This window comes from Arcobacter iocasae, from assembly GCF_042214795.1.
Taxonomy (GTDB): Bacteria; Campylobacterota; Campylobacteria; order Campylobacterales; family Arcobacteraceae; genus Arcobacter; species Arcobacter iocasae.
The window spans coordinates 2114626-2140042 of the sequence record NZ_CP090177.1; the positions used below are offsets into that span (position 1 = coordinate 2114626).

At 28.1% G+C, this 25417-nt stretch carries 20 protein-coding genes; 8 read left to right on the forward strand and 12 right to left on the reverse strand.

Going from position 1 to position 25417, the window contains the following annotated elements; all coding sequences use genetic code 11:
* Window positions 1-76: 76 nt before the first annotated feature.
* Both LXN10_RS10635 and LXN10_RS10640 read left to right on the forward strand, forming a co-directional pair.
* The gene (locus tag LXN10_RS10635; protein ID WP_375722996.1) at window positions 77-2725 is read left to right on the forward strand and encodes a valine--tRNA ligase; all 2649 of its coding nucleotides are present in this window, start codon (window positions 77-79) and stop codon (window positions 2723-2725) included.
* A gap of 280 nt (window positions 2726-3005) precedes the next feature.
* Window positions 3006-4976 carry an EAL domain-containing protein gene (locus LXN10_RS10640; RefSeq protein WP_375722997.1) on the forward strand — a complete coding sequence of 657 codons (1971 nt, stop codon included), beginning with the start codon at window positions 3006-3008 and terminating at the stop codon, window positions 4974-4976.
* Between the two features lie 71 nt (window positions 4977-5047).
* On the opposite strand, the gene LXN10_RS10645 is transcribed toward LXN10_RS10640, so the two are convergent.
* Both LXN10_RS10645 and LXN10_RS10650 read right to left on the reverse strand, forming a co-directional pair.
* Window positions 5048-5200: a hypothetical protein gene (locus LXN10_RS10645; RefSeq protein ID WP_190271961.1), complete on the reverse strand. Its 153-nt coding sequence runs from the start codon at window positions 5198-5200 to the stop codon at window positions 5048-5050.
* A gap of 16 nt (window positions 5201-5216) precedes the next feature.
* The gene (locus LXN10_RS10650) at window positions 5217-6680 is read right to left on the reverse strand and encodes an NAD(P)/FAD-dependent oxidoreductase (protein WP_375722998.1); all 1464 of its coding nucleotides are present in this window, start codon (window positions 6678-6680) and stop codon (window positions 5217-5219) included.
* Between the two features lie 158 nt (window positions 6681-6838).
* On the opposite strand from LXN10_RS10650, the gene LXN10_RS10655 reads away from it, so the two are divergent.
* Genes LXN10_RS10655 through LXN10_RS10665 form a run of 3 tightly spaced genes read left to right on the forward strand, consistent with a single transcriptional unit; the run spans window position 6839 to window position 10843 of the window.
* Window positions 6839-7651 (forward strand): efflux RND transporter periplasmic adaptor subunit, encoded by an 813-nt coding sequence (locus LXN10_RS10655; RefSeq protein WP_375722999.1) that lies wholly within the window; start codon window positions 6839-6841, stop codon window positions 7649-7651.
* Window position 7652: 1 nt separating this feature from the next.
* Complete coding sequence (locus LXN10_RS10660; protein ID WP_375723000.1) at window positions 7653-9200, forward strand: efflux RND transporter permease subunit; 1548 nt, start codon at window positions 7653-7655, stop codon at window positions 9198-9200.
* Complete coding sequence (locus tag LXN10_RS10665; protein WP_375723001.1) at window positions 9200-10843, forward strand: efflux RND transporter permease subunit; 1644 nt, start codon at window positions 9200-9202, stop codon at window positions 10841-10843. Before LXN10_RS10660 ends, LXN10_RS10665 begins: the two co-directional genes overlap by 1 nt.
* A gap of 494 nt (window positions 10844-11337) precedes the next feature.
* On the opposite strand, the gene LXN10_RS10670 is transcribed toward LXN10_RS10665, so the two are convergent.
* Entirely contained in the window at window positions 11338-12321 is a 984-nt protein-coding gene (locus LXN10_RS10670; RefSeq protein ID WP_375723002.1) for an IS110 family transposase, read from the reverse strand.
* Between the two features lie 469 nt (window positions 12322-12790).
* Here LXN10_RS10670 and LXN10_RS10675 point away from each other — a divergent pair, with 469 nt between their 5' ends.
* A complete protein-coding gene (locus LXN10_RS10675; protein WP_375723003.1) occupies window positions 12791-13708 on the forward strand; it encodes a hypothetical protein in 918 nt (305 codons plus the stop codon).
* Between the two features lie 46 nt (window positions 13709-13754).
* Here the strand turns inward: LXN10_RS10675 and metA are convergent, their stop codons facing one another.
* Window positions 13755-14663, reverse strand: coding sequence for a homoserine O-acetyltransferase MetA (metA, locus tag LXN10_RS10680; RefSeq protein WP_375723004.1), 909 nt, complete (start codon window positions 14661-14663; stop codon window positions 13755-13757).
* A 147-nt stretch (window positions 14664-14810) separates the two neighbouring features.
* Here metA and LXN10_RS10685 point away from each other — a divergent pair, with 147 nt between their 5' ends.
* Window positions 14811-15584: a hypothetical protein gene (locus LXN10_RS10685; protein WP_375723005.1), complete on the forward strand. Its 774-nt coding sequence runs from the start codon at window positions 14811-14813 to the stop codon at window positions 15582-15584.
* A 2-nt stretch (window positions 15585-15586) separates the two neighbouring features.
* On the opposite strand, the gene LXN10_RS10690 is transcribed toward LXN10_RS10685, so the two are convergent.
* The 4 genes from LXN10_RS10690 to LXN10_RS10705 form a co-directional block, all read right to left on the reverse strand.
* Window positions 15587-18673: an efflux RND transporter permease subunit gene (locus LXN10_RS10690; RefSeq protein ID WP_375723006.1), complete on the reverse strand. Its 3087-nt coding sequence runs from the start codon at window positions 18671-18673 to the stop codon at window positions 15587-15589.
* 85 nt (window positions 18674-18758) lie between these two features.
* Window positions 18759-20984, reverse strand: coding sequence for a bifunctional diguanylate cyclase/phosphodiesterase (locus LXN10_RS10695; RefSeq protein WP_375723007.1), 2226 nt, complete (start codon window positions 20982-20984; stop codon window positions 18759-18761).
* Window positions 20985-20996: 12 nt separating this feature from the next.
* The gene (locus tag LXN10_RS10700) at window positions 20997-21644 is read right to left on the reverse strand and encodes a transglutaminase-like cysteine peptidase (protein WP_375723008.1); all 648 of its coding nucleotides are present in this window, start codon (window positions 21642-21644) and stop codon (window positions 20997-20999) included.
* Between the two features lies 1 nt (window position 21645).
* Window positions 21646-22959, reverse strand: a complete 1314-nt coding sequence (locus LXN10_RS10705) for an MFS transporter (RefSeq protein ID WP_375723009.1) — start codon at window positions 22957-22959, stop codon at window positions 21646-21648.
* A gap of 76 nt (window positions 22960-23035) precedes the next feature.
* Between LXN10_RS10705 and rdgB the strand changes: the two genes are divergently transcribed.
* Complete coding sequence (rdgB, locus tag LXN10_RS10710) at window positions 23036-23626, forward strand: RdgB/HAM1 family non-canonical purine NTP pyrophosphatase (RefSeq protein ID WP_375723010.1); 591 nt, start codon at window positions 23036-23038, stop codon at window positions 23624-23626.
* Here the strand turns inward: rdgB and LXN10_RS10715 are convergent.
* The 4 genes from LXN10_RS10715 to LXN10_RS10730 are packed head-to-tail and all read right to left on the reverse strand — an operon-like array spanning window position 23621 to window position 25352.
* The gene (locus LXN10_RS10715; protein ID WP_375723011.1) at window positions 23621-23983 is read right to left on the reverse strand and encodes a hypothetical protein; all 363 of its coding nucleotides are present in this window, start codon (window positions 23981-23983) and stop codon (window positions 23621-23623) included. The genes rdgB and LXN10_RS10715 overlap by 6 nt on opposite strands.
* Window positions 23980-24330, reverse strand: a complete 351-nt coding sequence (locus LXN10_RS10720) for a type II secretion system protein (protein WP_375723012.1) — start codon at window positions 24328-24330, stop codon at window positions 23980-23982. Before LXN10_RS10720 ends, LXN10_RS10715 begins: the two co-directional genes overlap by 4 nt.
* Window positions 24314-24607, reverse strand: a complete 294-nt coding sequence (locus LXN10_RS10725) for a hypothetical protein (protein WP_375723013.1) — start codon at window positions 24605-24607, stop codon at window positions 24314-24316. The genes LXN10_RS10720 and LXN10_RS10725 overlap by 17 nt, the downstream gene beginning before the upstream one ends.
* Complete coding sequence (locus LXN10_RS10730) at window positions 24588-25352, reverse strand: pyrroline-5-carboxylate reductase (protein ID WP_375723014.1); 765 nt, start codon at window positions 25350-25352, stop codon at window positions 24588-24590. Before LXN10_RS10730 ends, LXN10_RS10725 begins: the two co-directional genes overlap by 20 nt.
* Between the last annotated feature and the right edge of the window lie 65 nt (window positions 25353-25417).

The window sequence follows — 25417 nt, forward strand, 5'->3', positions numbered from 1 at the left end:
ACTTTTTATCATTATTAATCTTTTATATACACAAAATAAGGTATAATCGCGTAATTTTAGATAAATAGGACAATTTATGAGTGAAAAGTATGAACCTTCAATTGTAGAAGATAAATTTTATAAAATATGGGAAGAAAGAGGTTACTTTGAAATAGATGGTAACAAAAACATACAAGAAGATGGGAAGAATTTCTCAATAATGATGCCACCACCAAATGTAACAGGAAGTTTACATATTGGACATGCTTTAACATTTACATTACAAGATATTATTACAAGATATAAAAGAATGGATGGATTTAAGGCTTTATGGCAACCAGGAACTGATCATGCTGGAATTGCAACACAAAATGTTGTTGAAAAACAATTGTTAGCAGAAGGTACGACAAAAGAAGAAATTGGAAGAGAAAAATTCTTAGAACGAGCTTGGAAACAAAAAGAGACAAGTGGTGGAAACATAGTTCACCAAATGAGAAAACTAGGAGTTACTCCTGCTTGGAAGCGTGAACGATTTACTATGGATGAGGGTTTACAAGAAGCAGTTAAAGAGGCTTTCGTATCTTTATACAATGAAGGACATATCACTCAAAATAACTATATGGTAAACTGGTGTACTCATGATGGTGCACTATCAGATATTGAAGTTGAGCATGAAGAAGTTAATGGTAAGTTTTATCATATGATTTATAAATTTGCAGATGGAAGTGGTGAACTTCAAGTAGCAACTACAAGACCAGAAACATACTTTGGTGATACTGCAATTATGGTACATCCTGATGATTCAAGATATACAAATATTGTAGGAAAAGAAGTTTTACTCCCACTTACAAATAGAGTTATTAAAGTAATTACAGACTCTTATGTTGATATGGAATTTGGAACAGGTGTTGTAAAAGTTACTCCTGCCCATGACCAAAATGACTACGAAGTTGGAAAAAGACACGATTTAGAGTTTATCAAAGTATTTGATGAAAAAGGTATTTTAAATGAATACTGTGGAGAGTTTGCTGGACTTGAAAGATTAGAAGCTAGAAAACCAATTGTTGATAAACTTCAAGCTGAAGGTTATATAGTAAAAATAGATGAGCATGTTCACCAAGTAGGACATTGTTATAGATGTAAGAATATCGTTGAGCCATTTATCTCTCAACAATGGTTCTTAAGCTCAGATATGGCTCAAGAATCTATTAGAAAAACAAAAGAGACTACAAAAGAGCGAGCAGCTTCTGGAGAGCACAATGGGACATTATTTCATCCAGCACATTGGATAAATTCATATACAGCTTGGATGGATGAATTAAGACCTTGGTGTATCTCAAGACAACTTTGGTGGGGACATAGAATTCCTGTATTTACCTGTGATGATTGTGGACATCAATGGGCTGATAAAGCTGATGAGCCAGAAGAGTGTCCAAAATGTAAAAGTAAAAAATATACTCAAGACCCAGATGTACTTGATACTTGGTTTTCTTCAGCACTATGGGCAATGTCACCTTTAGGTTGGGGAAACAATGGGAAACTGGAAGATTTATACAACTCAACTGATGAAGCTGATTTTTATCCAAATAGTCTGTTAATCACTGGTTTTGATATTATGTTCTTTTGGGTAGCTAGAATGATGATGATGGGTGAACACTTTAAAAAAGAGTTACCATTTGAAGATATTTATATGCATGCTCTTGTAAGGGATGAACATGGTGCAAAGATGTCTAAAAGTAAAGGAAATGTAATCGACCCACTTGATATGGTAGAAGAACATTCTGCTGATATTATTAGATTTACACTTGCATATTTAGCAGTTCAAGGAAGAGATATAAAACTTGGAGCTAAAAACTTAGAGCAGTTTAGAAACTTCACAAATAAACTTTACAATGCTTCAAACTTTTTACAACTAAATGTTGATACATTCCCTGATTTAAAAGATATAGAAATCAAAACACCACTTGGTATTTATATGCAAAGTAGATTAAGTGATGCAGTTGATGAAGTAAGAGCTACACTTGATACTTTCAAATTCAATGAAGCAGCTTCTATTCTTTATAAATTTGTATGGAATGAGTTTTGTGATTGGGGTATTGAGTATGCAAAAGCTAGCAAAGACTCAGTTGTAGAACTTGGAGCAATATTTAAAGAAACACTAAAAATGGTAAGTCCATTTATGCCATTTATTTCTGATTTTTTATATCATAAATTAAGTGGAACTTCTCTAGAAGAGGGTGAATCTTTGATGATAACAAACTTCCCTAAAGAAATAGCAAAAAATCAAGAAATGGAAGATATGTTTGCTATCATCGAAGAAGCAATTGTAGCAATAAGAAGAGCAAAAGTTATCATAGATATGGGTAATAGTAAAATTGCAAAAGCTTATATCAAACTTGATAAAACTATTGATAAAGATGTAGCAAAACCATTTATAGAAAAACTTGCAAAAGTAGAAAATATAGAGTTCGTAGATGCAAAACAAGAAAACTCTATAACAGATGTATCTGATAACTTAGAAGTTTACTTACCAACTGGTGAGATTGATATGACTCCTATTATCAATAAACTAACTCGTCAAAAAGAGAAATTAGAAAAAGAGATAGCAAAATTATCAGGAATGTTATCAAATGAAAGATTTGTAGCTAATGCTCCTGCTAATGTTATTGAAGAAAATAGAGCTGGATTATCTTCTGCTGAAGAGAAGTTAATTAAGGTTGAGACTGAGTTAAAGTCTCTAAGTTAAGAATTAACTTTTATATTTTCTTCTGAAGACCTTTTATGGTCTTCGCTTTCTTTTACTTTGTACTCTCTTAAAAAATAATTAAATTTCTTTATATATATAATGCTAATTTATTCTTTTATAGGTATACAAGTAAAAATAATAATTTTTATGTTAGAATAAAATAACTATTAGGGATTGATTATAAAATAAAAAAATAGTTAAATTTAAGAAAATAAAATTTAATTATTTAGTATCTTTCCCTCAAATTTTATATAATAATTTACTACGAAAGATTAATAAAATGTCTAAAAAGAGCACAAGTTACAATCAAATTACAGCAAAAATGATACTTATTATTTTATTAATTACTTTAGGGCTTGCTTTTACATATATTGAATATATTAAAAAAGATGTTATTGTAAATCTAGCAAAAGTAGATGCTAAAAAAACAAGTAGATTAGTATTTGAATCAATGTATTCAGCTATGCAAAAAGGGTGGAATAAAGATGACATTCAAGAGATTGTTCATAGACTTAATAAAGTAGATAAAAATCTTGAAATCCTTATCTATAGAGGCAAAAAAGTTGCTAATATTTTTGGAGATATTGAAAATGACAAACGAGTAAGAACTACAAATAATAGTGTTAAAAATGCTTTTAAAGGAGCTGAAACTTTAGATATAGTTAATTCAGAAATTATTAAATATTATTTCCCTGTAATTGCAAATGACAAATGTAACGCTTGTCATACCAATGCAGTTTCAGGTGATGTATTAGGTGTCATAAATATAAACTACCCTATAACAGATTTGAAAATATCATTTAATGATATGATTGATATATTTTTGATTTTTATTATTGGTTTTACAATTATAATTTTTATACTGCTGTTTTTAAATTTTAATAAATACTTACTTGCCCCTATTAATAATTTTATTAAAACTGCAAATATCATCAAAAAAAGTAGTGATATCAAACAAAGAGTAACAGTAGATTATGATATCAATGAGATACAATCAATGCAAGTTATTTTTAACGAAATGCTTGATTCCATAGAACATCAATTTTATTATGACCATTTGACAAGTCTAAAAAACAGAAGAGCTTTATTAGAAGATTTAGATGATATAAAATACTTATTATTTATGATAATCAATATAGATAAATTTGAGCAAATTAACAATCTTTATGGTGATGAAATTGGAGATAAAATACTTTTAGAATATAAAGACAAGTTCAAAGAGCTTCTTCCTCCCACTGCAACTTTATACAAAATGCATGCGGATGAATTTGGTGTAATATCACATGGCTCGATGGATTTAGAAGATTTTGAAAATATTGCTTCTTATATTATAGGTCATTTAGGAAAATATGAATTTAAAATATCTGAAGAAAAAACTATTTTTATTAACCTTACTATTGGTATTTCTCATGGGTCAACTCTTCTTCTCCCAAATGCAGATATGGCACTTAAACTTGCAAAGAAGAATAAGAAACATTATCTTATCTATACTGATGAAATGAGAACCTTAAAAGAGTATGAAAATAGATTAAGTTGGACACAAAGACTTATGAGAGCAATTGAAGATGATAAAATTGTACCACTGTTTCAACCTATTGTTGATTGTAAAACTTTGGAAATTATTAAGTATGAGGCACTTATGAGAATTAAAAGTGGAGATGATGACTATATTGTTCCTATACATTTTTTAGATATTTCAAAAGAAAATAAAATATATTTTAAATTGACTTTGATAATGCTTCAAAAAACTTTTGCTATTTGTAAAGAAACAAAGCAAAAGTTTTCTATAAATTTAACTAAAGATGATATGGCAAATAATGAAATTATTAGATTCATAGAGGATGAATTTAAAAAATCTAATTTTGCAAGTAATATTACATTTGAGATACTTGAATCTGAGGGTATTGAAAACTACAATGAAATAATAAGTTTTATAACAACCGTAAAAAAATATGGTGCAACAATATCTATAGATGATTTTGGTACAGGGTATTCTAATTTTGAATATCTTATAAAACTAAATTTTGATTATCTAAAAATAGATGCAAGTATGATAAAAAATATTGACAAGGATGAAAAGTCTCAATTGGTAACAAAAACAATAGTTGATTTTGCCCAAAAAATTGGTGTTAAGACAATTGCTGAGTTTGTTTCTAGTAAAGATATCTTATCAAAAGTGCAAGAATTGGATATAGATTATGCTCAAGGGTATTATTTAGGGGAACCAACTTCTATAGTTGAAAAGCTATAAATAAAGCAATCAGAAACAAATAATAAGTTTTTAAAGAGAGGATAATAAAGAAGATTAAACTTCTTTATTAACTAGTGCGATTTTCTTACGACCAATATCATCTTAATATTAATCACAATAAATCTAACGATTTGCCATAAGATACAAGTTCTCATAAATCTTACAAATCTACTTGGTTTTGGTGGATAGTATGCTTGCTCATAAGGTTTAGTATTTTTATTCATAATAATATTTCTCCTATTATTCTGGGATTAAAGTCCAGCCCGGTTTTAATTGAGCTTTATATATAAACATATGATGTAACAAATGTTTAATCCAATGTCCTGCTGTTCCCACTTCTCCAAAAGTTGAGTCTTGGTCTCTTCCTGTTTCTGGATATTTTTCATAATCAGGAACTACCGGATAAACTGTCATCGCAGCAGCTGTTCCTGTAAAGAAACCTTTACCTGTACTTGCAACACAAGCAGCACCCATACTACTCATACTTGCTGTATGTGTAGGCGTAGTCGATTTTCCAGTAATCATATCGCAAATCGAGTGAGCAACTGCTTTCCCCATAATACCACTTGGCATCCCCGTTCTTGGTGGGGTTGGAGTTATCATTGTGCCATTTGGTGATTTTTGTGGTTTAGAAATAGGGTGTGGTGGTGCAAAAGCAATACCAACTGCAAATATATTTTTATAAGTTGGGTTCTGTAATGTTTTTGGCCAATCACTAGCTTTCCAATCTTCATATGCTTTGGGAGTATAATCAGCATCAACTTTCAAAAATCCATTTGGTGCAAAAATTGTATCTGTGATATCACTTCCATCTTTTGAAAATGCCTTTAATCCAACCCCCGCAAATGGTGGAATCAACATAGCCAAATCAAACTCTTGTGTATGGTATTCTCCATTTAATAGTTCATAATGGGCTAAACCTTTTTCTATTTTATTTACATGAGCACCTGTAATCCAAGTCAATCCTCTTTCCGCATAAATTGATTCAGTAAATACTCTTGAATGTGTTAGGTATCCACCTCTATTGATATGCATTCCTCCCATACCAAAGTCACCTAAAGTCTCTTCATTTGATATCCAGACTAGATTGGCATTTTCTCTAACACCTCTTTTTTTAAGAATATGTTCTATGTTGAAAATATATTCAAAAGCAGCACCTTGACAAGTACACATACCATGTCCAGTGCCTACTAAGATAGTTTGTTTTTCACCTTTTGACATTTTTTCAATGCATTTTTCTAATTCATGATATGCATGGACAGCATGATCTGCTGTACAAACTGAGACTGTATTTCCATCAACTTCAGGATCTAATCCAGGAGTTGCTGCAAAATTTAGTTTTGGACCAGTAGCATTAATTAAATAATCATATGTAAGCTCTTCTGTTTGTGAAGATTTATCTTCACTAGTATATTTAATAGTTACATAAGGTTTAAAATTTTCAGTTTTTCCCTCAGGGTGAATAGATAAGGCTTTTGCTTGTTTATATGTAATACCAGCTTTTTTATATACAGGTGCTAAATCAAAAGTTACATCTTCTTTACCCATTTCTCCTACTCCAACCCAAATATTTGATGGTATCCAATTCCATTTTGAGTTTGGCGTAACAACTACAACTTCATGAGACTTACCAAGCCACTTCGCTGCAAATGATGCAGCAGTATGTCCAGATACCCCTCCCCCTAAAACGACAAGTCTTGCCATAATCTTTCCTTATTATAGTATAATTACAAATTCTATATCTTTATAAATTATATAAAGCTTAAATTATAAGAATTTCTTATTTTAAAATATTTTAATATTTTTATAATTTATAAAAATGTATAATTATAAATACTTATAATTAATTGGAGTAAAAATTAATGAAAACAACTTTTTTAAGTCATCTGTTGAAGGTCTTTATACTTTCAATAATCTCTACAAACCTCTATAGTGAGTCTTTAGAGTTATCTAGCTTTATTGTCAGTGATAATCAAAAAACAATTTCAAGTAAATACAATGGTTATATAGAAAAAATCTATATAAACGAAGGTGATTATATAAAAAAAGGAAAACTACTTTTAAAAATAGATTCAAAAGAAATGTCAACATCAAAATCTCAAACTAAACTTAGTATTGAACAAGCTAAATTAAATTTTAATATTTTAAAAAATGATTTAAATAAAGCTACAATTGATTTTGATAGATATAAAAGACTTTTTGAAAAACAGATGATTTCAAAAAGTGATTATGAAAATTTTGAATTAAAAAAGAACAATCTAGATAGAAACTTGCAAATTGCAAAAAAATCTATAAAACAAAGTGAAGACAAACTTCAAGAGATAAACAAAAATCTTAAATACTTAAATATAAGAGCCTCAAGTGATGGGTTAATAATCAAAAAAAACATCAATGAAGGGGAATTGGCAACTGCTGGAACTCCACTATTGACAATAAGTGATGTGGATAATTTAAATCTTTATTTAGATGTAGCAGAGAATGATTTAGCAAAATTTAGGGGAAAAGAAGAGTTAGATATTTATATAGAATCACTTAATATAAATCAAAAAGCAAAAGTAGTAGCAATATTGCCAAGTGTTGATTCTGGGATTAATAGTTTTAGAGTAAAGCTAAGTTTTAAAAGAACAGACAATCGAGTACTTCCAGGAATGTACGCAAAAGTGAGAGTTGAATAAAATGGATTATAAATCTATAAAAGTACACAATATTGGTGGACTACTTTCTAAGACTTTTCTTCACAATCCTTTAACTCCTGTGATTGCGGTTTTTATTTTACTTTTAGGATATATAGCACTTACTTTTATGCCAAGGGAAGAAAATCCACAGATGATTGTATCTGGTGGGAATATTATAGTTTCACTTCCTGGTGCAACACCCCAAGAAGTTGAAAATGTTATTGTAAAACCAATTGAGAGAAAGATGAAAGAGGTTCTAGGTGTTGAGCATGTTCAAGGAATAGCAAGACAAGATGTTGGAATAATAAATGTTATGTTTTTTATTGGAGAAGATAAAGAACAATCAAATCTAAAAATGTATGACAAGATGATGCAAAACTTAGATATCTTACCAAGGGGAGCTAGTCAACCTTTGATTAAACCTCTTGATATTGATACTGATATTCCTATTTACTCTATTGCTTTTTATTCTAAGAATAATAAAATAAGCCAAGCAGACTTATACGAAAAAGTAAAACAATTACAACAAAAATTTAATTCTATAGAAAATATTGCACAAGCAAATATTATCGGTGGACATAAAAAACAATTTAATATTTTACTTGATACTAATAAACTCAATCGTTACAATTTAACAATTAGGGATGTAAACCAAGCCCTTAGCGCGGTTGTAATTAACGCTCCTGAACTAAAGAAAAGTAGAGGCAATGAAATTAAAATAGGAAGTATAAAAAATGTACTTCAATCTATAAATGATGTTCAAAATATAATTATTCCCGCAAGTAATACAATTGTATATTTAAAAGATATAGCTACTATAAGTGATGGGGTTGACTTTCAAAACTATAAAAAAGTAGAAATAAATCTAAAAGATAAAAATCTTTATCCACAAGTTACACTAACCCTATCTAAATTAAAAGGTTCAAATGCCGTTGTAATAGCTGATGAAGTAACTGAAAGATTATCTGAAATGAGAAGTGAATTTGAAAAAGAGGGAATAAATTACACTATTACAAGAAATGATGGTGAGAGAGCAAATGATGCAGTAACTGAACTTATGTTTCACCTTTTGATTTCAGTTATTATCATTATTTTGTTATTGGTATTTGTTCTGGGATGGAAAGAGGCTATGATTGTAACTTTTACCATTCCTGCTATTTTTGCGATTACTCTTTTTGTAGCATATTTAGGTGATCAGACAATAAATAGAATTACTCTGTTTGCTTTTCTTTTATCCCTTGGACTTTTAGTTGATGATGCTATTGTTGTTGTTGAAAATATTCATAGACACTTTCATAAAGAAGATAGTAAAAATAAAACAAATGAAGAGATTATGGTTGAAGCAACTGATGAAATAGGAGCTTCTACAAATATAGCAACTATAGCAATTATTCTTACAATGGTACCTATGGCATTTGTAGGACAAATGATGGGACAATTTATGAGACCAATTCCTTTAAATGTACCAGTAGCAATGGCTGCTTCACTTATAATCGCATATATCTTTACCCCATATTTTGCAAATAAAATATTAAAAAGAGGAAAATAATGAATAGCATTAAAAATCTGGTTCATTTTTGTATAAAAGATAAAAAAAATAAAACAATAGTGCTTTTGGTAACTCTATTTGCATTTTTATTTTCTGTATATTTAATCCCTCTTGAAATAGTAAAAGCAAAAATGCTTCCAGGAAAAGACTCAAATACTTTTACAGTATATGTGGATTTGCCAACAGGAAGTTCGATTTATCAGACAAAAAAAGTAACTGATGGTGTTGTTGGTGTATTACAAAAAGAAAAAGAAGTTTTAGACTCAGAAGTATTTTTAGGAACTTCATCTCCCCTTGATTTTGCTGGACTTGTTAAAATGAGTGGATTAAAAAGCGGAGAAAACTTTGCAGAAATAGTTGTAAATATATTAAAAAAACATGATAGAGAAGAACCTTCATTTCTTATGGCTCAAAGATTAAGAATAGAGATAAATAAAGTTGTTGAAAAAATCAATTCAAAGGCTACTATAAAAATGGTAGAACCACCAGCTGGACCTCCTGTATTAGCGGCAATTGTTGCAGAAATTTATGGAGATGATTATAATTCTATAGAAAAACTTGCAAGAAAAGTTGAAAAAGTTTTCAAAAAAACTGATGGTTTAGTTGATATTGATATTATTGGTGATGATGATTATGAAAAGTATGAGTATATCCTTGATTATGAAAAAATAAAAAGACTTGGAATAACAGTAAATAGTGTAACAGATTTACTTGAAATAGCATTTAATGGTAAAGTTATCAATACTAAAAATTCATCAAAATACTCTACTCAGATTGACTTGTTTGTTAGAACAAAACAAAGAGATTTTGATGTTGAAAATGCCTTATCATCTCTAAAAGTAAAAAGTTCAAATGGTAATTTAGTGCCTTTAGTAAGTATTGTAAAAGTAAAAAAAATGAAAAATGAAAAAACAATATATTCAAAAGATTTAAAACCGATGTTAAATGTAGTGGCAGAGACAGATATGGTATCTCAAATTTACCCACTACTTGATGCTAGAACTTTCATAAAAGAGAATTTTGCTGATGATTATGAAGTTACTAGTGCAAATATGCTAAATCTTTGGCTTACAGATAAAAAGACAGGCGAAAAATTAAAGCTTGTTTGGGATGGAGAATTAAAAGTTACACTAGATACTTTTAGAGATTTAGGTGGGGCTTTTATAGCAGCACTTGTTCTTATATTTTTACTTATGGTTGTTTATTATAAAAACTTTGCCTTAAGTGGAATTGTATTGTTATCAAGCTTTTTATCAATCATTGGTGTAATCTTTGGACATCTATTTGTAGACATAGTTACAACTCACACTTTCTTTTTAACAGCAACTTCACTTATAGGGTTTATAGCGCTAATTGGTATTAGTTCAAGAAATGCACTTTTATTAATAGACTTTACAAAACATTTAGTTGCAAGTGGAACAGAAAAAAAAGAAGCTATAGCAACATCTGCAGCTATTAGAGCAAAACCAATTATTCTAACCGCTGCCTCGATTATTTTAGCTTCATTATTATTAGCAAATGACGCAGTTTTTGGAGGTCTTGGTGTATCTTTAATCTTTGGAACAATAGCAGCAGTAATTGCATCAATTTTTGTTGTACCTGTATTGATTGATAATATTGATGAGAGTGTTCTTAAGGATTAATTTTATATTTTCTCATGAACACCTGAAGGTCTTCGCATTTCTTACTTTTTGGTCTCGAAAAAGTAAGCAAAAAAGACTGCCGAGTTGATGAAGGCAAAGCTACCTAAGCTTTCAGTCTTTTTTTCTGCGTTCGAAGACTCGCTAAAAGAGTGCATTTAGCACTCTTTCTTTACGCTCAGACATATTCTCACTTTTCACCGAAAATAAAGCCTAAAATCTTAGCTTCATCAAAGGCAGAAAGAATCCTCTGTAGTTCTAACTATGAATTTATAAACTTATATACAATAAACAAAGAATATTTCTACATCTGCAGGAGCCGAATGTTTATTTTTCTCTTTTCTAAATAAGATTGGCAACTGTTTGAGTGTTTAAAAGTTCCTAAATGGAAGTTTTAATAAACGAGTTTTGCCAAGCAGAGAAGATAAAAATAATAAATGAGGGAACCTTTGGCTTCGAAGTTGCCACCTTAAAAACCAATAAAAATATTAGAATTTTCATAAATATCTTTTATATCTTTCTTCATCATATTTTTCGTTATTTTTATAAATACTATGTGCGATTACTACTATTTTTCTCATAACTGCTATTTGTGCTACAGTGGTATGTTTACCATTCTCTTTTAATCTATTATAAAACCTTTTTAATTCTTCATTATATTGTGTTGCATTTAGACTTGCCATAAATAATACACTTCTACATAGTTTTGAACCAGCTTTTGATATTCTTGTTTTACCTTTTATTGATGTTCCAGATGTTTTTTCTATTGGATCTAATCCTGCTAGGGATATTATCTCTTTTTGGTTTGCATTAGAATATTGTATAAAATGATGCAATAATACTATTGCTGATACTTCTCCTACACTTTTTATACTTTGTATATTAATAAATGCTTCTTGAAGTTTTTCATCTTTTGCTATTACTTTTTTTATTTCAAGCAGTATCTCTTTTTCTTTTTGTTCTAAAAGCTTTATCTCTTTTTTTATTCTTTGTATTAATTTACTTATACCATCTTTTGCAATTAAAGATTCCAAATGATTTTTATTTTGTGATTTTTGTTTAATTAAAAATTGATAGTAAGTTATTAACTCTTTTATCTCTTCTATTTCTTGTCTTATTACTGGTACTTTAATTTGTTCTTTTGAGGCAGTTACTATCATTTGAGATAACATTCGGGCATCATTTACATCATTCTTATTTCTTTGTCCTATTGCTTTACTAAAATTTGAACTTTGTTTAGGATTTACAATAAAGCATTTAATATTTTTATTTGCTGCAAACTTTTTTATAACAGAAGAATAATTCCCTGTTGGTTCATAAACAAATACTAATTTATCGATATCTTTTTTATATTGTTTCTTTAACTTAGAATACAAACTTTTTAATGATTTTATATTATTCTCAATAACCAAATCTAAATCATTATATGGAACATACACATTGATTGTTGACTTACTAATATCTAATCCGATAGAATACATATCTGGAACCTTTATTTTAGAATAAAGAGTTCGTTAGGGTAGGATTTCTCCTACCTGATTTGTCATACATATTTCGGACTCGTAAATTCGAACTAGATTATTACTGTTCTTGTTGCCACTCAAACTTTTAATATGACTATCTGACTTCAAATCAAGATGATTATTTTTTAATCTCTTTCGCCGTAGTTCGATATATCATTTAACAAACTCCATGAAAATATATTATCTATATCTCCATTAATTTTATTATACGAGCCGTAGTTGCTTTTGCTTACTTTTCGTCAATACAAAAGTAAGAAAGCGAAGAACTTGTTCTTCAAGAGAGATTTATATATAAATTTTAGAATTATTCTATTTATTCATAAATAAATAAAAAAAATTTAAATACACAACTATCTTCTAATTTTAAGAACATTTAATATAAAATGAATATTAAATAAATAGTTTTGAAAATTTATAGGATATATATATGGATATAGATGTTGAATCAACTAAGATAAATACAAAATATCAAATTCATTATTACTTTATTGATGATTCACATTCAATGAATGCATTAGTTAGGAATAAAGCTGAGAAAGATTTCCTTGAAGCTATAAGTAATATTGCTGAACTGTTAGAAATTAATTCATTATCAATTGATACAGAGGCATATAATGAAGGTGGATTAAAAGAAAATTTGTTGATTACAGGTTTTGTTGCAACTATAGGTTTTTTATCTCCTTCAATTAATAATCTAATTTCATATTATTTTACCAATGAACATATATTTAAAGAAGAACAAATAAAAAATTTAAGATTAGATTCTAAGTTAAAAGAAATTGAAATAGAAGAAAAATTATCAAAAATAAATGAGAATAAAACAGTAATAAGAAATGTATCGAACTTTTACACAAAAGTTAATGGATATGAAAAAATTAGAGAAATAGGTTTTTTTAATTTTACTACTAAACAAGAAATAAAAATTGAGAAAAAGTATTTTAAAGATTTTATATTAGAGGATAAAACTACAATAGAGGTAGATGAAGTTGCTGAAATAAGTATTATTTCTCCAGTACTTAATATGGGGACATATAAATGGAAAGGTTTATATAAAGGAGTTGAAATAAGTTTTAGTATGGGTGATACTAAATTTAAAACTGATGTATTAAATAAAAAATATAAATTTTCAAATGGAAGCTTTATTCTCTGTGTTCTACAAATTACAACAAAATTTGATGAAGATGGTGAAATCATAAATAAACCTCATTATTCTGTGTCAAGTGTATTAGTTGTAAATGATAGTATTGGAGATAATAGAATTACAACAAGAGGATATAAAAGAAAAAAAATGCAAAGAAATAATTTACAAGCTAGTTTATTTGATGAATTAAAAGATAAAAATTAGATAAAGAATTTTAAATTAAAAATTATGAATGAGAAGAAATAGTTTACTATTTCAACTCAAAAGGCGTTTCTTGATAAACAAAATAATTCAACCAATTAGCAAATAATAAATGAGCAGTTGAACGCCATTTTACTTTTGGGTCTTGTTTAGGGTCATTATTTTTAAAATAGTTTTTAGGCACATCTATCTCAAGTCCTTTTTCTACATCTCTTAAATACTCTTTTTGTAAAGAATCAAAATCATACTCCACATGTCCACTCATAAATACATGTTTCCTATCCTTTGAAGCCACTAAACAAACACCTGAATCTTCTGAATATAAAAGAAGGTCTAAATCAGCTACTTTGTCTATATCTTCTTTTAAAACAGTTGTATATCTTGAGTGTGGAATATAAGCTTCATCATCAAAACCTCTTAAAAGAGGGTTTGTTTTATTAAATAAGTCATGTTCAAAAACACCAAAAGTCTTTTTATCTTGTTCATATTTTGGAATCCCATGGTGATAATAAAGTCCTGCTTGTGAACCCCAACAAATATGCAAAGTCGAAGTTATATTTGTCTTTGAGTATTCCATGATTTGAGTTAACTCTTCCCAATAAGAAACTTCTTCAAAAGGCATAGTTTCTATTGGAGCACCTGTTATTATTAGTCCATCAAAATTGTGCTCTTTTATTTCATCAAAGGTTTTATAAAAACTTTCTAAATGATCTTCAGATGTATTCTTAGACTGATAAGTTGCAGTTTTCAAAAGAGTAATCTCTGTTTGTAGAGGAGTATTACCTAAAAGTCTTAACAACTGAGTTTCTGTTTCTACTTTATTTGGCATCAAATTTAATATTAGAATTTTTAGAGGTCGAATATCTTGTTTCATAGCTTTTTTATCATTCATGATAAAAATATTCTCTTTTTGTAAAATTTTAACAGCAGGGAGTTTTCTAGGAATAACAATAGGCATATTAACCTCCTTAATAATTTTTGGAAATTATAACATTAAAGTAATAAAAAGTGCAGTTTAGATTATCTTTAAAAGATAGAATAAAATAGTTTTTATGTATCAATATGCTAGAATAGAATTCAATTTATTAACAAAAAAGGACAAAGCTTGCCATACTTAAAAAACATAGTATTAGCCCTAGTTACAGTAGCATTTTTTAGTGGATGTGTTTCTATAAAAAAAGAGAATGTTCAAGAGATGTTTCAATCAAATAATGCAGTTGAAATAAAAAATGATTATAAAAAAATCACTAGATTGGTAATTAGTTTAAAAGAAAAACTTGATAAACGAAATCCAAAAGCTTATGATGAAGATTTAGCAAGTAGTATTTATACAGAGATTGATAGTTTAGAAGATAATATAAACTTAAGATTTAAAAACAATAAAGTAGGTTCTTACAAAAGTTATTTACAAATCGCTTTTAGTAAAGATGATATAAAAAATAGAAATGATTTTTTGATACTTGGTTTATATAAAAATATTTATGATGCTTATGATATCTCAAGTAGTTATAAAATAACTGCTTTTTCATATGATAAAGAGAAGCTTTTAAAGCTTTACAAAAATTTACAAATATTAGCTTGGAAAATTAAAGTTGAAAAAGACTTAAGTGATAATTATCTCTTTTTAACTTGGCAAAATAATTGGCAAATAGAATTAGAAAAAAAAGTTAAAGCTGGCCTAAAACCAACTTGGAAAGATTTTGAAAATCTAGCTTATATTAAAAATGGAGAAGAGAGTATTTTTGGATATTCAAATTTATCATTTGAACATATTATTTTACAAATGAAAGCTAGAGTAGGTACTACTTTAGAGAGACTTGGAACGGAACCTACACAAATGAGTTTAAATACTATAAAATCTCTTTTTATCTTTTTATAGGATTAAAAACTCTTTCTTAGTTTGTGTGTAATCGTAAATAAAACTGGTAGATAAATAAGGTTTAAAATAGTTCCCCATAAAAGCCCAAAGCCAAGTCCTATGGCTATGGGTTGGAATATAACTGCTTGTCCTGATGGGAAAAATATAAGTGAACTCATACCTATTAGTGTTGTAATTGTTGTGATAAAAATTGGTCTAAATCTTTTTGTTGCTCTAGAAAAAATCTCATCTATATTTTTTGCCTTTTTTAAATATGTCATCATAATAATTCCATCATTTATAACAACTCCTGCTAATCCAAGAGCTCCAATTAGTGAAGGCATAGAAAGATTTAAACCCATAATTTGATGACCAATTAGAACCCCTAATAAAGAGAAAGGGATAACACTCATCAAAATAAAAGTTTCCCTAAAAGAGTTAAATAAGTACAACATTGACAACATAATTAAAACAAAAGTTAATGCAGAAGCAAATAACATATCACTTCTTAAGCTTGCTTGTTTCTCAGCTTCACCTTTTAAAACTAGTTTAATACCCTCATTTTTAAATTTATCTAAAAGAGGTTTTATCTTTTCTAAGGCTTCACTTGCTGTTAAAATTTCTGGGTCAACATTTGCATAAACATAAAAATTCTTTTCTCCATCTTCTTTTATAAGTTGCTCAAAGCCTTTTTTGATATTGAAATCTGCTACTTCATATAAACTAACAAAAGTACCATCGCTTAATGGAATTTGAGTATTCTTAAATGCTTCAAAATCATCTTTATTTAGGCTTTGGATTTTTATGTCAAGCATATCTGTTGTATCAAAACTCACAGCTTTTTTCTTTAAAAGATAAAGATTAGACAAATATGAACCAAGACTTGACTCATCCAATCCAAGGTATTCCCCATAAGTATTTACTTTTAGTTTTATTTCATCTATTCCAAACTTAAGAGTATTTGTCGTATTTTTTATACCATTTAAGTGTTGAAGGGTATTTTGTAGTTTATTGACTGCTTTTATTATCTTTTTATTGTCATTTGAAATAAGTCCAATTTTAATATCAGATTTTACAGGGCCTACTCTTCTTTCTAAAACTGATATCTCTGAGAGTTTATATTTAGACTTGTAATCTTGTTTTATCAAGAATTGTTTTAACTGTTTTGCTATCTCTTTTGATTTTAATTCTCTTGTTCTATTTTTGTCATCATAATAAAAACTCAAATATGGAGTTACATATTTATCCAAAAAGTTTGCTTCTTTGGGTTTTTGAAGTTCCAGTGTCATATACATAACATAAGGGAACCTTTCTGTATTACTTGCGGTATCTCTTCTATATCCGGCAACTGAATCAATACTTTTAATATAATAGACATCTTTTTTAGCTATCAAATCTTTTTCAATAGCTTGTACTATTTTAAAGGCATCTTCAAGTTTTGTATTTTGGTTAGCTTTGATTGTTATTTTTACATCTGTAGCATCAAATTTTGGAAACATCTGAAACTTTGAGTTTTTTGCAATAAGATAAGTGCAAAGAGGTACAAGGATAATAAAAATAGTTAAAAATGTTTTTTTCCAATCCATAAAAAAATGAAGAGTTTTATTATAAAGAACATTTACTCTTTCCCAAGAAGTAACCTTTGAATCACTTTTAAGAGTATGTGCTGCATGTATTGGTAAGAATAAAAATGATTCTATTAATGAGGCAACAACTAATGCAGAAAGGGCTATGGGAATAAGTTTCATAACTTCACCCAAGGTTCCACTTATCATTAAAATTGGCAAAAATGAAAATAGTGTTGTGATAGAAGCAATGGTTACAGGTTCGACCATCTCTTTTGCCCCTAATACTGCTGCTTCTTTTGGAGCATATCCTTCTTCAATATATTGTTGAATATTTTCACTTACAACAATTGCATCATCAACAACTATACCAATGGCTATCAAAACTCCAACAAGAGAAATCATGTTTATTGAATAACCAGATAAATAGATATATAAAGCTGCCATTACAAATGAAGTTGGTATCCCAAGGGCAATAATAAATGACATTCGAGCATTGATTAGAAGCATAACTATTATTGTAATTAAAATAATACCAAGCATGATATTTGAAACAACAATATTTAGTCTATCTCGGATTCTTTCACTATTATCATCTGCTATTATAATACTTACATCTTTATTTTGTTTATTTAGTTTTGGTAAAAGTTTTTCAATATTTTTTGTTATAACTAAAGCATCTGCTGTATCGTTTTGTTCTACTTTTAAAGATAGAGCGTTTTTGCCATTAAAAGAGTAAAGAGTTGAAGAGTCTTCATATTTCTTTTTTATAGTTGCAATATCACTTAAATAAACTGTTTGATTACCTATTCTTATAACACTTTTTGCAAATTCTTGGGCATCTTTTGCACCGTTGTATGTTGATATATAGTAGTGTTTTTTTCCTTCTATTTTGCCTATTGGAAAAATATATGAAAGTGTTGATATTGCATTGAAGATTTCTGTTTTATTTAATCCAAGAGCTTCTATTTTTTGATCATCTAGTGATATTTCATAAAATTTATCAGAATCTCCAAATATGGTGATTTCATTTATACCACTTATTGTCATTAACTGACTTTTAATATCATCAGCTAAAGGTTTTAATTGATCAAGAGTGTATTTAGAAGAGGTTAATGAAATATCTAATAGTGTTCTAGTTCTATCCACTACTTTAACAGTGGGTTCATCCATATCAGAGGGAAGATCTTTTTTTACAGAGGTAATTATATCTTTTACTTTATCTGATTCATTGTATCTATCTTTTCCTTTTTTTAATTCTAATATAATAGAGAATTTACCAGGACTAATAACAGTAGTTATTGTATCAACACTATCAAGATTTTTTAGGTCATCTTCAATTTCATTTACAACCATTTTATCAAGAATGTCAACAGAAGCCCCTGTATAAGAGCCACTTATTGAAATCATTTCAAGTTCAAAGGTAGGAAAAATTTCTTTTGGAGTTTTATTATATGCCCATATTCCAATTGCAAAAATCATGAAAAAAAGAGTGTAGTTTATTCTTGAATTTTCTACAAAAAACTTTAAAATTTTTTCAAACATATTTTGCCTAAGTTTAGTATTTATATGAAATTATAGATAGTAATTATTAATTTTTGATTAATAATTACTAATATTATAAGTTTTTTTATCTACTTGCTGCGTGTAATCCTATCTCTTTTACTTTCTCTAAATCTTCATCTGATTTTACATTTTCTGCCATTACTTTTATATTTACTAAAGTACATAAATCTTGCATAGACTCAACAAAGGCATGTTTACCAGAATCACTAGATATACCATTTGTATAATCTCTTGCAAGTCTTATAAAGTCAAGATTTAAATCTTTTATACTCTCTAATGGTATAAATTTAGATTCAAATCTTTTTACAATAATTCTAGCATGATATTGATTTACAACTTTTGCAAAAACTTTAAAGTGTTCTATATCTTTTGCAACTCCATATGCTGTAATTGAGAATACTAATTTATTAGCAATTGAACTGTTGTTTTGTAGGGTAACTATTAGCCAATCAATAAAATTAGAATCAACAATAGAATCAAGAGATAGATTTATTGAAACATTATTGTCTATTTGATTTTCTTTGATATGTTTTATTACATTACTTACAACTGCTTTATCAAAATCTACTACTTTTTCATATTTTTCAGCAATAGAGATAAATGTTCCAATTGGTATTTGTTCTCCATTTTTATCATATGCAGAAGTAAAGGCTTCTTGCATGATAAGTTTTCCTTCATCTACTCCTGTTAGAATATGTTCACTATTGATAAATCTAACATTAAATTTTGAGTTATCTATAATATCAAATATTAATTCTCTCCAAGATTCCATATCCCTTGCTAAATCACTTGCATCTCTAATAACTGCTTCGTTTGGACCAATTTGTTTTGCACTTTCTCTTGCTTCTATTGCAGCACTTAGCATTTCAGGAATTGTTCCTATTTGGTTAAACATAGTTACGCCAATATTTGAGATATTTGTTAAATTTGTTTCTTTTGAAAAAGTATCAAATTTTCCTTTGAGATATTGGCTTAAATTTTTGATTTCATCTTCAGAACAGTTTTTAGCGATTAAAGCAAATTCTGAACCAAAAAATCTAAAGGCTTTTATTTCAAAGTTAAATGATTCATTTGAGTTTTGTAATATATTTGCAAAGTCTTTGATAAATTTGTCAACTGCACTATTTGAGTTATTTTTAGCAAATTCAGCTAAAGATTCGATTTTTAAACTCATTACATAGCCATCAGTTTTAGAAATAAACATATTTTTCATATCTGTTTCAAATGTTTGTCTCATCTCTAATTTAGTAAGACCATCTTGAGAAATCTTTTTAGTAACATTTTCAATATTTGCATTAAGTTTTTTGATAATTCCTTCAATCTTACTAGACATATCATTCATAGCAATTGCTACATTTTTTATCTCAGTTGTTACAGGTAGTTTTTCTATTTTGCCAAATTTACCATGTGCAATATTTACTGCTAGTTTCTCTATATTTTTTAAAGGTTTTAAAATAAGTTGTAAAAATAAAACTAAAATAGCTAAAGATATAAAAAAGGCAATAAGAGAATAAATAATAGCTCCTCTTGCTTGTTCATATAGTTTTGCATAGGCATCACCTGCATTTGAACTAATATAAATAGTTGCAACATTTTTCCAACCATCACTGATTTCGCTAGATTTTTCTTGCATATTTAATTGAATTAGATTTATAAACCATTGTGGTACATAGTCAAATTTTTCTTCTCTATACTCTTTTACTAAAATTTTATTTAGATTTATTTGAGATTTGGCATTTACTAATTTATTATTAATTTTTATTTTAAATGAAACTTCAAAATTACCACCATCTTTATATTCATCTGTTGGTGTAAAAATATATTTAGTATTTGTTTTAACATCATTAGCTACTACTTCATTATTGGAAACAGAATCAAGAGAGTCTAAAGCATTTTCAAAATAAGAGTCATTGGTGTCTTTTTCTATTTTCCCATATTTTGGGTCAATTCTTACATCGCTAATAGAGCTATATTTATTGATAGTAATATCTTCAATATTTTTGATTAAATCATCATTTGTAAATGAAATTTCAACATCTTCAAGTCTTATTTCTTTATAAAACCCTCTATTTGCAATCGCTTTTATAGTGCTTTCTATTTCAGGATCATGTTTATCACCAATAAGTGATTTAAGACTTAGCCCAAGTGCAGTTGCAGTATCTTGTGCTTTATTTGCTGATTCTATTTCTAAGTACTCTTTTGTATTATTGACACTAATAATAAAATTACCTACAAATATTGCAAAAAATATTACAGATATTATTAAATAAAGTTGTTTAGATAAAGACATATTTTTCCTTTGTTAAATTCTACTCATTAAATCTTTCCACGATTTTAGATTATTTTTACCCATAAGTTGTGAAGTTTTACCTTTATTTTTCGCTTCCCATAATCCTTGGGCATTGAAACTATAAACTGGTTTTAAGTCTGGTCTTTTACTGGCTAATTTTAATATTTTATTTACATTATCTAAGACTACAGGTGTAGAGCTTGGTGTATGATAATATGTCAAAACCATGTGAGCTTGTTCATATTTTGTTCCCCTTTGAAGTAGCTTTACATAGGTTATTCGTAATTTATCTTCAGGAACACCTAGCTTTCTTAGGGTAAAGTATTTAGCAATTGCATAATCTTCACAATCTCCAGCTCCTGTACCCATAAATTCAAAAGGAGCTGCCCAATAGTCTTTTTTGCCCCAATGGCTTTGGTCTGTTTCATATTTTATTTTATTGAAAAAGTCATTTACATCTTTTAGCTTGTGTAGTATATCTTTTGATTTAGCATTTTCAACCATCTCATCCCAAACTAAAACTCTTATTTTTGCTTTTTCGCCATATTTTTGCGTAAATTTATCTAATTTTTCCTGAGAAATATTAAATGTCTTTACACTAAAGGCAAAGCTTATAAAAGTAATAATAAGAAGAAAAGAGATGATTAATTTTTTTCTCATATCATTTTAAAGTGCTTTTTAGCTCATCCTCACTTATTTTATCTTTATCATATTTTACTATTAAAAGATTTTCTGTATCATTTATATACCATTCATCAATTATATCACTATTTTCAAATTTTGAAAACTTTGATTTATCATAATCATCTAAATTTAAATAAGCAGTTTGTTTTTTCAGTGGATTTGGAAGTGTAAAAATCATAATTGCCCAAGCAATACAAATAGCTGCTATTGCTATTACTATATCTAAAAGATTTACTTTTTCAAAAAATACTCCACCTAATAAACCACCAATAAAAGTTCCAAAATAACCATAAGAGTTAAATACACCTAAGACAAAACCTCTTTGGTGTACTTTTGCATACTTTGAAGCAAGTGATTGCATAATTGGTTCATGTATATTAAATCCAATGAAAAATAGAACTACACCAATTGCAAAAACAGTAGCACTAGATGATGTTCCAATTACTAAGTATGAAATAGCAAAGAAAAAGATTCCAGCAATAAGTACTTCTTTAAATTTTCCTTTTTTTTCAGCTAATATTGCAGCAGGTGCCATGGCAAGTACTCCAAATATTGTAGCTGGCATGTATACTTTCCATAAATCTGACATTGACCATTCAAAGTGTTTTAGTAAAATCATTGGAATAATCATAAAAGCAAAAGTCATAAAACCTTTTTGTAAAAAGTTTGTAAGATTCATCTTTAATAAGTTTTTATTAAATAATACAGATGTTACAGCACCTTTTTTATTATAAGTGTGAGTTATCTTTGGAGGATTTGGAACAGCTTTTATTAAAACAAAAATTGAAGCAAAAGCAATAACAGCAGTAATAATAAATAAAGACTGAACTCCTAACCATGAACCAAGTGTTGGTCCTAAAATCATAGCAGCAGCAAATGCCATAGCAATACTTCCACCCATTAAAGCCATAGCTTTAGGTCGTTGTTCCTCTTTTACTAGGTCACTAATAGTTGCAGTTACAACTGCTCCAATAGCTCCTGCACCTTGCATCAATCTTCCAAGTAATAAAGTCAAAATATCATTTGAAACAGAACAAATTATTGATCCTAAACCAAATAAAATAAGTCCTACAATAATAGTACCTTTTCTACCAAGCTTATCACTCATAATTCCAAAAGGAACTTGAAAAATCATTTGAGTTAGAGCATATCCCCCAACTATAATTCCAACAATAGTAGTTGTTGCACCTTGTAAGTTCATTGCATAAACAGAGATAACTGGTAATACAATAAATAGCCCGAAAAATCTTAGTGAAATAATAACACTTAATGGCATAATAGATTTAATCATTTATAATCCTGAAGTTTGATAAAATAAGAAAAAATTATATACTAAATATATTAATCTAACATAAATAAGGAAAGTAATGAAAATAGTTTTAGCTACATCAAACAAAGGAAAAATAGGGGAGTTTAAAAAACTTCTTCCAAATGAAGAGGTATATACTTTTAAAGAGCTAATTGGAGAAATGGAAATAATTGAAGATGCTAATAGTTTTAAAGGTAATGCGATTATAAAAGCAAAAGCTATATATGAAAAATTAAATAGTGAAGAATATATTGTAATCTCTGATGATAGTGGAATCACAGTTCCTGCAATTAATAATGAACCTGGAATTTATTCAGCTCGTTACGCAGGTGAGGGCGCTAGTGATAAAGAAAATAATGCAAAATTAATCTCAAAATTAGTAGAAAAGAACTTAAAAATAACACCAGCTTATTATACAGCTTGTATATGTATTATCTACAAAGGTGAAGTTTCAACCGTACATGGTTGGATGTATGGTAATGTGATTCCAAAAGAGATAGGAACGGAAGGCTTTGGATATGATCCTATGTTTATTCCAAAAGGTTATGATAGAACTTTAGGTGAATTAACTCATGAGGAAAAAAATGAATTTTCACATAGAAGTAAAGCTTTAAAATTAGCAAAAAAAGTTTTAGAGGTGATTTTATAACTCTTTTATTAGTTGTTTATGTAGATTTATTTCATTGTTTAATGTTTTTGCATTTACAAAAATATCAATAGTGACACTTTGAGGAAGAGTACTTAAACACCCTTTTTCAAATGTTACAATTGCATTTAATTTATAAATATCATCATCAAAAGATAAGTTTTCTATGCAATTAGACTTCAAATCTAGTGTATTTATATAATTTTTAAAAAAGTCCATATGCAGTTTTGCTTGAGTTTGTAAGTATGAATTTGTAAGATTAGAAATAGATAATGATTTTGTTTGAAGAATAAGTATTGCAAAAAATGAGAATATTGATATTAGGATTAAAGTAATGAGTAGGGAAAAAGATTTTTTCATTTTACAATAACTACTTCTTGGCAAATTCTATTTTCTAAACAAATATTTATCGAAGCATATTTATTATTTACAGTTAATTCATATTTATTTACATCTTTTAAAAGTAAAGAATCATCATAATAAAGATTTTTATTTTGGTATTTTATTTTATCAAATCCTAAGTTCTTTTCTAAAAAAAATTTAAAATTTAGAAGTTCAAGTTTCGTTTTTTCATCTTGAAAAGTTTGTTCATTTTTTACAAAAATCTCTTTATAAAAATATATTGAATAAATAGAAATAAGAGAAACTATAAAAATGCAAACAATAAGTTCTATAAGTGAAAATGCTTTTTTATTTGATAAGTTCATATTTTGATAACTTTATTTCATTTGTGCTTGAAGTGATTTTTTTAACTGATAACTTTTTTTCTACGCTATTTTCTAAGATGATAATCTCTTCTTGGGAAGTTTTCATATTAGAATAGTCTGATTTTTTAAGTTTATTTGAGATGTTATTTAGGCTTTGGAATTTTTTATTTGTATTATTATCGTAACTTAATTTAAAAAATATAGTTACGATAATAGATACAACTATCAAAGAAACAATTGTTTCTAAAAAAATAAAACTATTTTTTAGAGATTTCAACGGCTTTTTCGTGAGCTGCTTCAATTGCTTTAATCATGGCATCTCTTACGCCTTTTTCTTCTAAGGCTGCAACTCCTGCGATTGTTGTTCCTCCTGGACTAGTAACTGAGTCTTTTAAAACAGCAGGATGATTTTTTTCTAATAAACCAGCAACTCCTTCAAAAAGTCCTTGTACTAAGTATGTACTAAATTCTCGTTCTAAACCTGCTTTTACAGCACCATCAGCAATACCTTCTGCAACTAAAGCTAAAAATGCAGGACCACTTCCTGCAACTGCTGTTGCAATATCTAATTGTGCTTCTGTATTTACCCATAAAGTTTTACCAATAGAATTAAACAATTCAATTGCTATATTTTTTGATTCTCTATCCCCTGTAATTGTAGTCATAGATTTTTTAATTGATGCTGCAACATTTGGCATTACCCTAATGTAAGTTTTTGATAAGATGTGTTTTTTTAGACTCTCAATCTTTGTACCAGCTAAAATTGAGATAAATAGGTTCGCTTTTCCTTCAAGTCTTACTGCTACGCTTTGTAAGGCATAAGGTTTAACACAAAAAATTATATTTTTATTTGTAATATCTTCAATATCATCTAAAACTTTTACTTCAACTTCGGGTATAACTTCTTTTAATTTTGCTAATTTTGCTTCATCTCTTCCTAAAATTTCAACTTCATGGCTTTCGACTAAACCTTTTGCTAAGGCTCTTGCCATCATTCCATTTCCAATTAATGTAATTTTCATATTCTACCTTAATATTGTTTTTTAGATTATATCAAATATTTCCTAAGCTTGGATTAGTTAAAATA

Bases quoted from the DNA above. Each gene is read 5' to 3' on its own strand.
- LXN10_RS10635 (WP_375722996.1), top strand. From the start codon at position 77: ATGAGTGAAAAGTATGAACCTTCAATTGTAGAAGATAAATTTTATAAA.
- LXN10_RS10640 (WP_375722997.1), top strand. From the start codon at position 3,006: ATGTCTAAAAAGAGCACAAGTTACAATCAAATTACAGCAAAAATGATA.
- LXN10_RS10645 (WP_190271961.1), bottom strand. From the start codon at position 5,200: ATGAATAAAAATACTAAACCTTATGAGCAAGCATACTATCCACCAAAA.
- LXN10_RS10650 (WP_375722998.1), bottom strand. From the start codon at position 6,680: ATGGCAAGACTTGTCGTTTTAGGGGGAGGGGTATCTGGACATACTGCT.
- LXN10_RS10655 (WP_375722999.1), top strand. From the start codon at position 6,839: ATGAAAACAACTTTTTTAAGTCATCTGTTGAAGGTCTTTATACTTTCA.
- LXN10_RS10660 (WP_375723000.1), top strand. From the start codon at position 7,653: ATGGATTATAAATCTATAAAAGTACACAATATTGGTGGACTACTTTCT.
- LXN10_RS10665 (WP_375723001.1), top strand. From the start codon at position 9,200: ATGAATAGCATTAAAAATCTGGTTCATTTTTGTATAAAAGATAAAAAA.
- LXN10_RS10670 (WP_375723002.1), bottom strand. From the start codon at position 12,321: ATGTATTCTATCGGATTAGATATTAGTAAGTCAACAATCAATGTGTAT.
- LXN10_RS10675 (WP_375723003.1), top strand. From the start codon at position 12,791: ATGGATATAGATGTTGAATCAACTAAGATAAATACAAAATATCAAATT.
- metA (WP_375723004.1), bottom strand. From the start codon at position 14,663: ATGCCTATTGTTATTCCTAGAAAACTCCCTGCTGTTAAAATTTTACAA.
- LXN10_RS10690 (WP_375723006.1), bottom strand. From the start codon at position 18,673: ATGTTTGAAAAAATTTTAAAGTTTTTTGTAGAAAATTCAAGAATAAAC.
- LXN10_RS10695 (WP_375723007.1), bottom strand. From the start codon at position 20,984: ATGTCTTTATCTAAACAACTTTATTTAATAATATCTGTAATATTTTTT.
- LXN10_RS10700 (WP_375723008.1), bottom strand. From the start codon at position 21,644: ATGAGAAAAAAATTAATCATCTCTTTTCTTCTTATTATTACTTTTATA.
- LXN10_RS10705 (WP_375723009.1), bottom strand. From the start codon at position 22,959: ATGATTAAATCTATTATGCCATTAAGTGTTATTATTTCACTAAGATTT.
- rdgB (WP_375723010.1), top strand. From the start codon at position 23,036: ATGAAAATAGTTTTAGCTACATCAAACAAAGGAAAAATAGGGGAGTTT.
- LXN10_RS10715 (WP_375723011.1), bottom strand. From the start codon at position 23,983: ATGAAAAAATCTTTTTCCCTACTCATTACTTTAATCCTAATATCAATA.
- LXN10_RS10720 (WP_375723012.1), bottom strand. From the start codon at position 24,330: ATGAACTTATCAAATAAAAAAGCATTTTCACTTATAGAACTTATTGTT.
- LXN10_RS10730 (WP_375723014.1), bottom strand. From the start codon at position 25,352: ATGAAAATTACATTAATTGGAAATGGAATGATGGCAAGAGCCTTAGCA.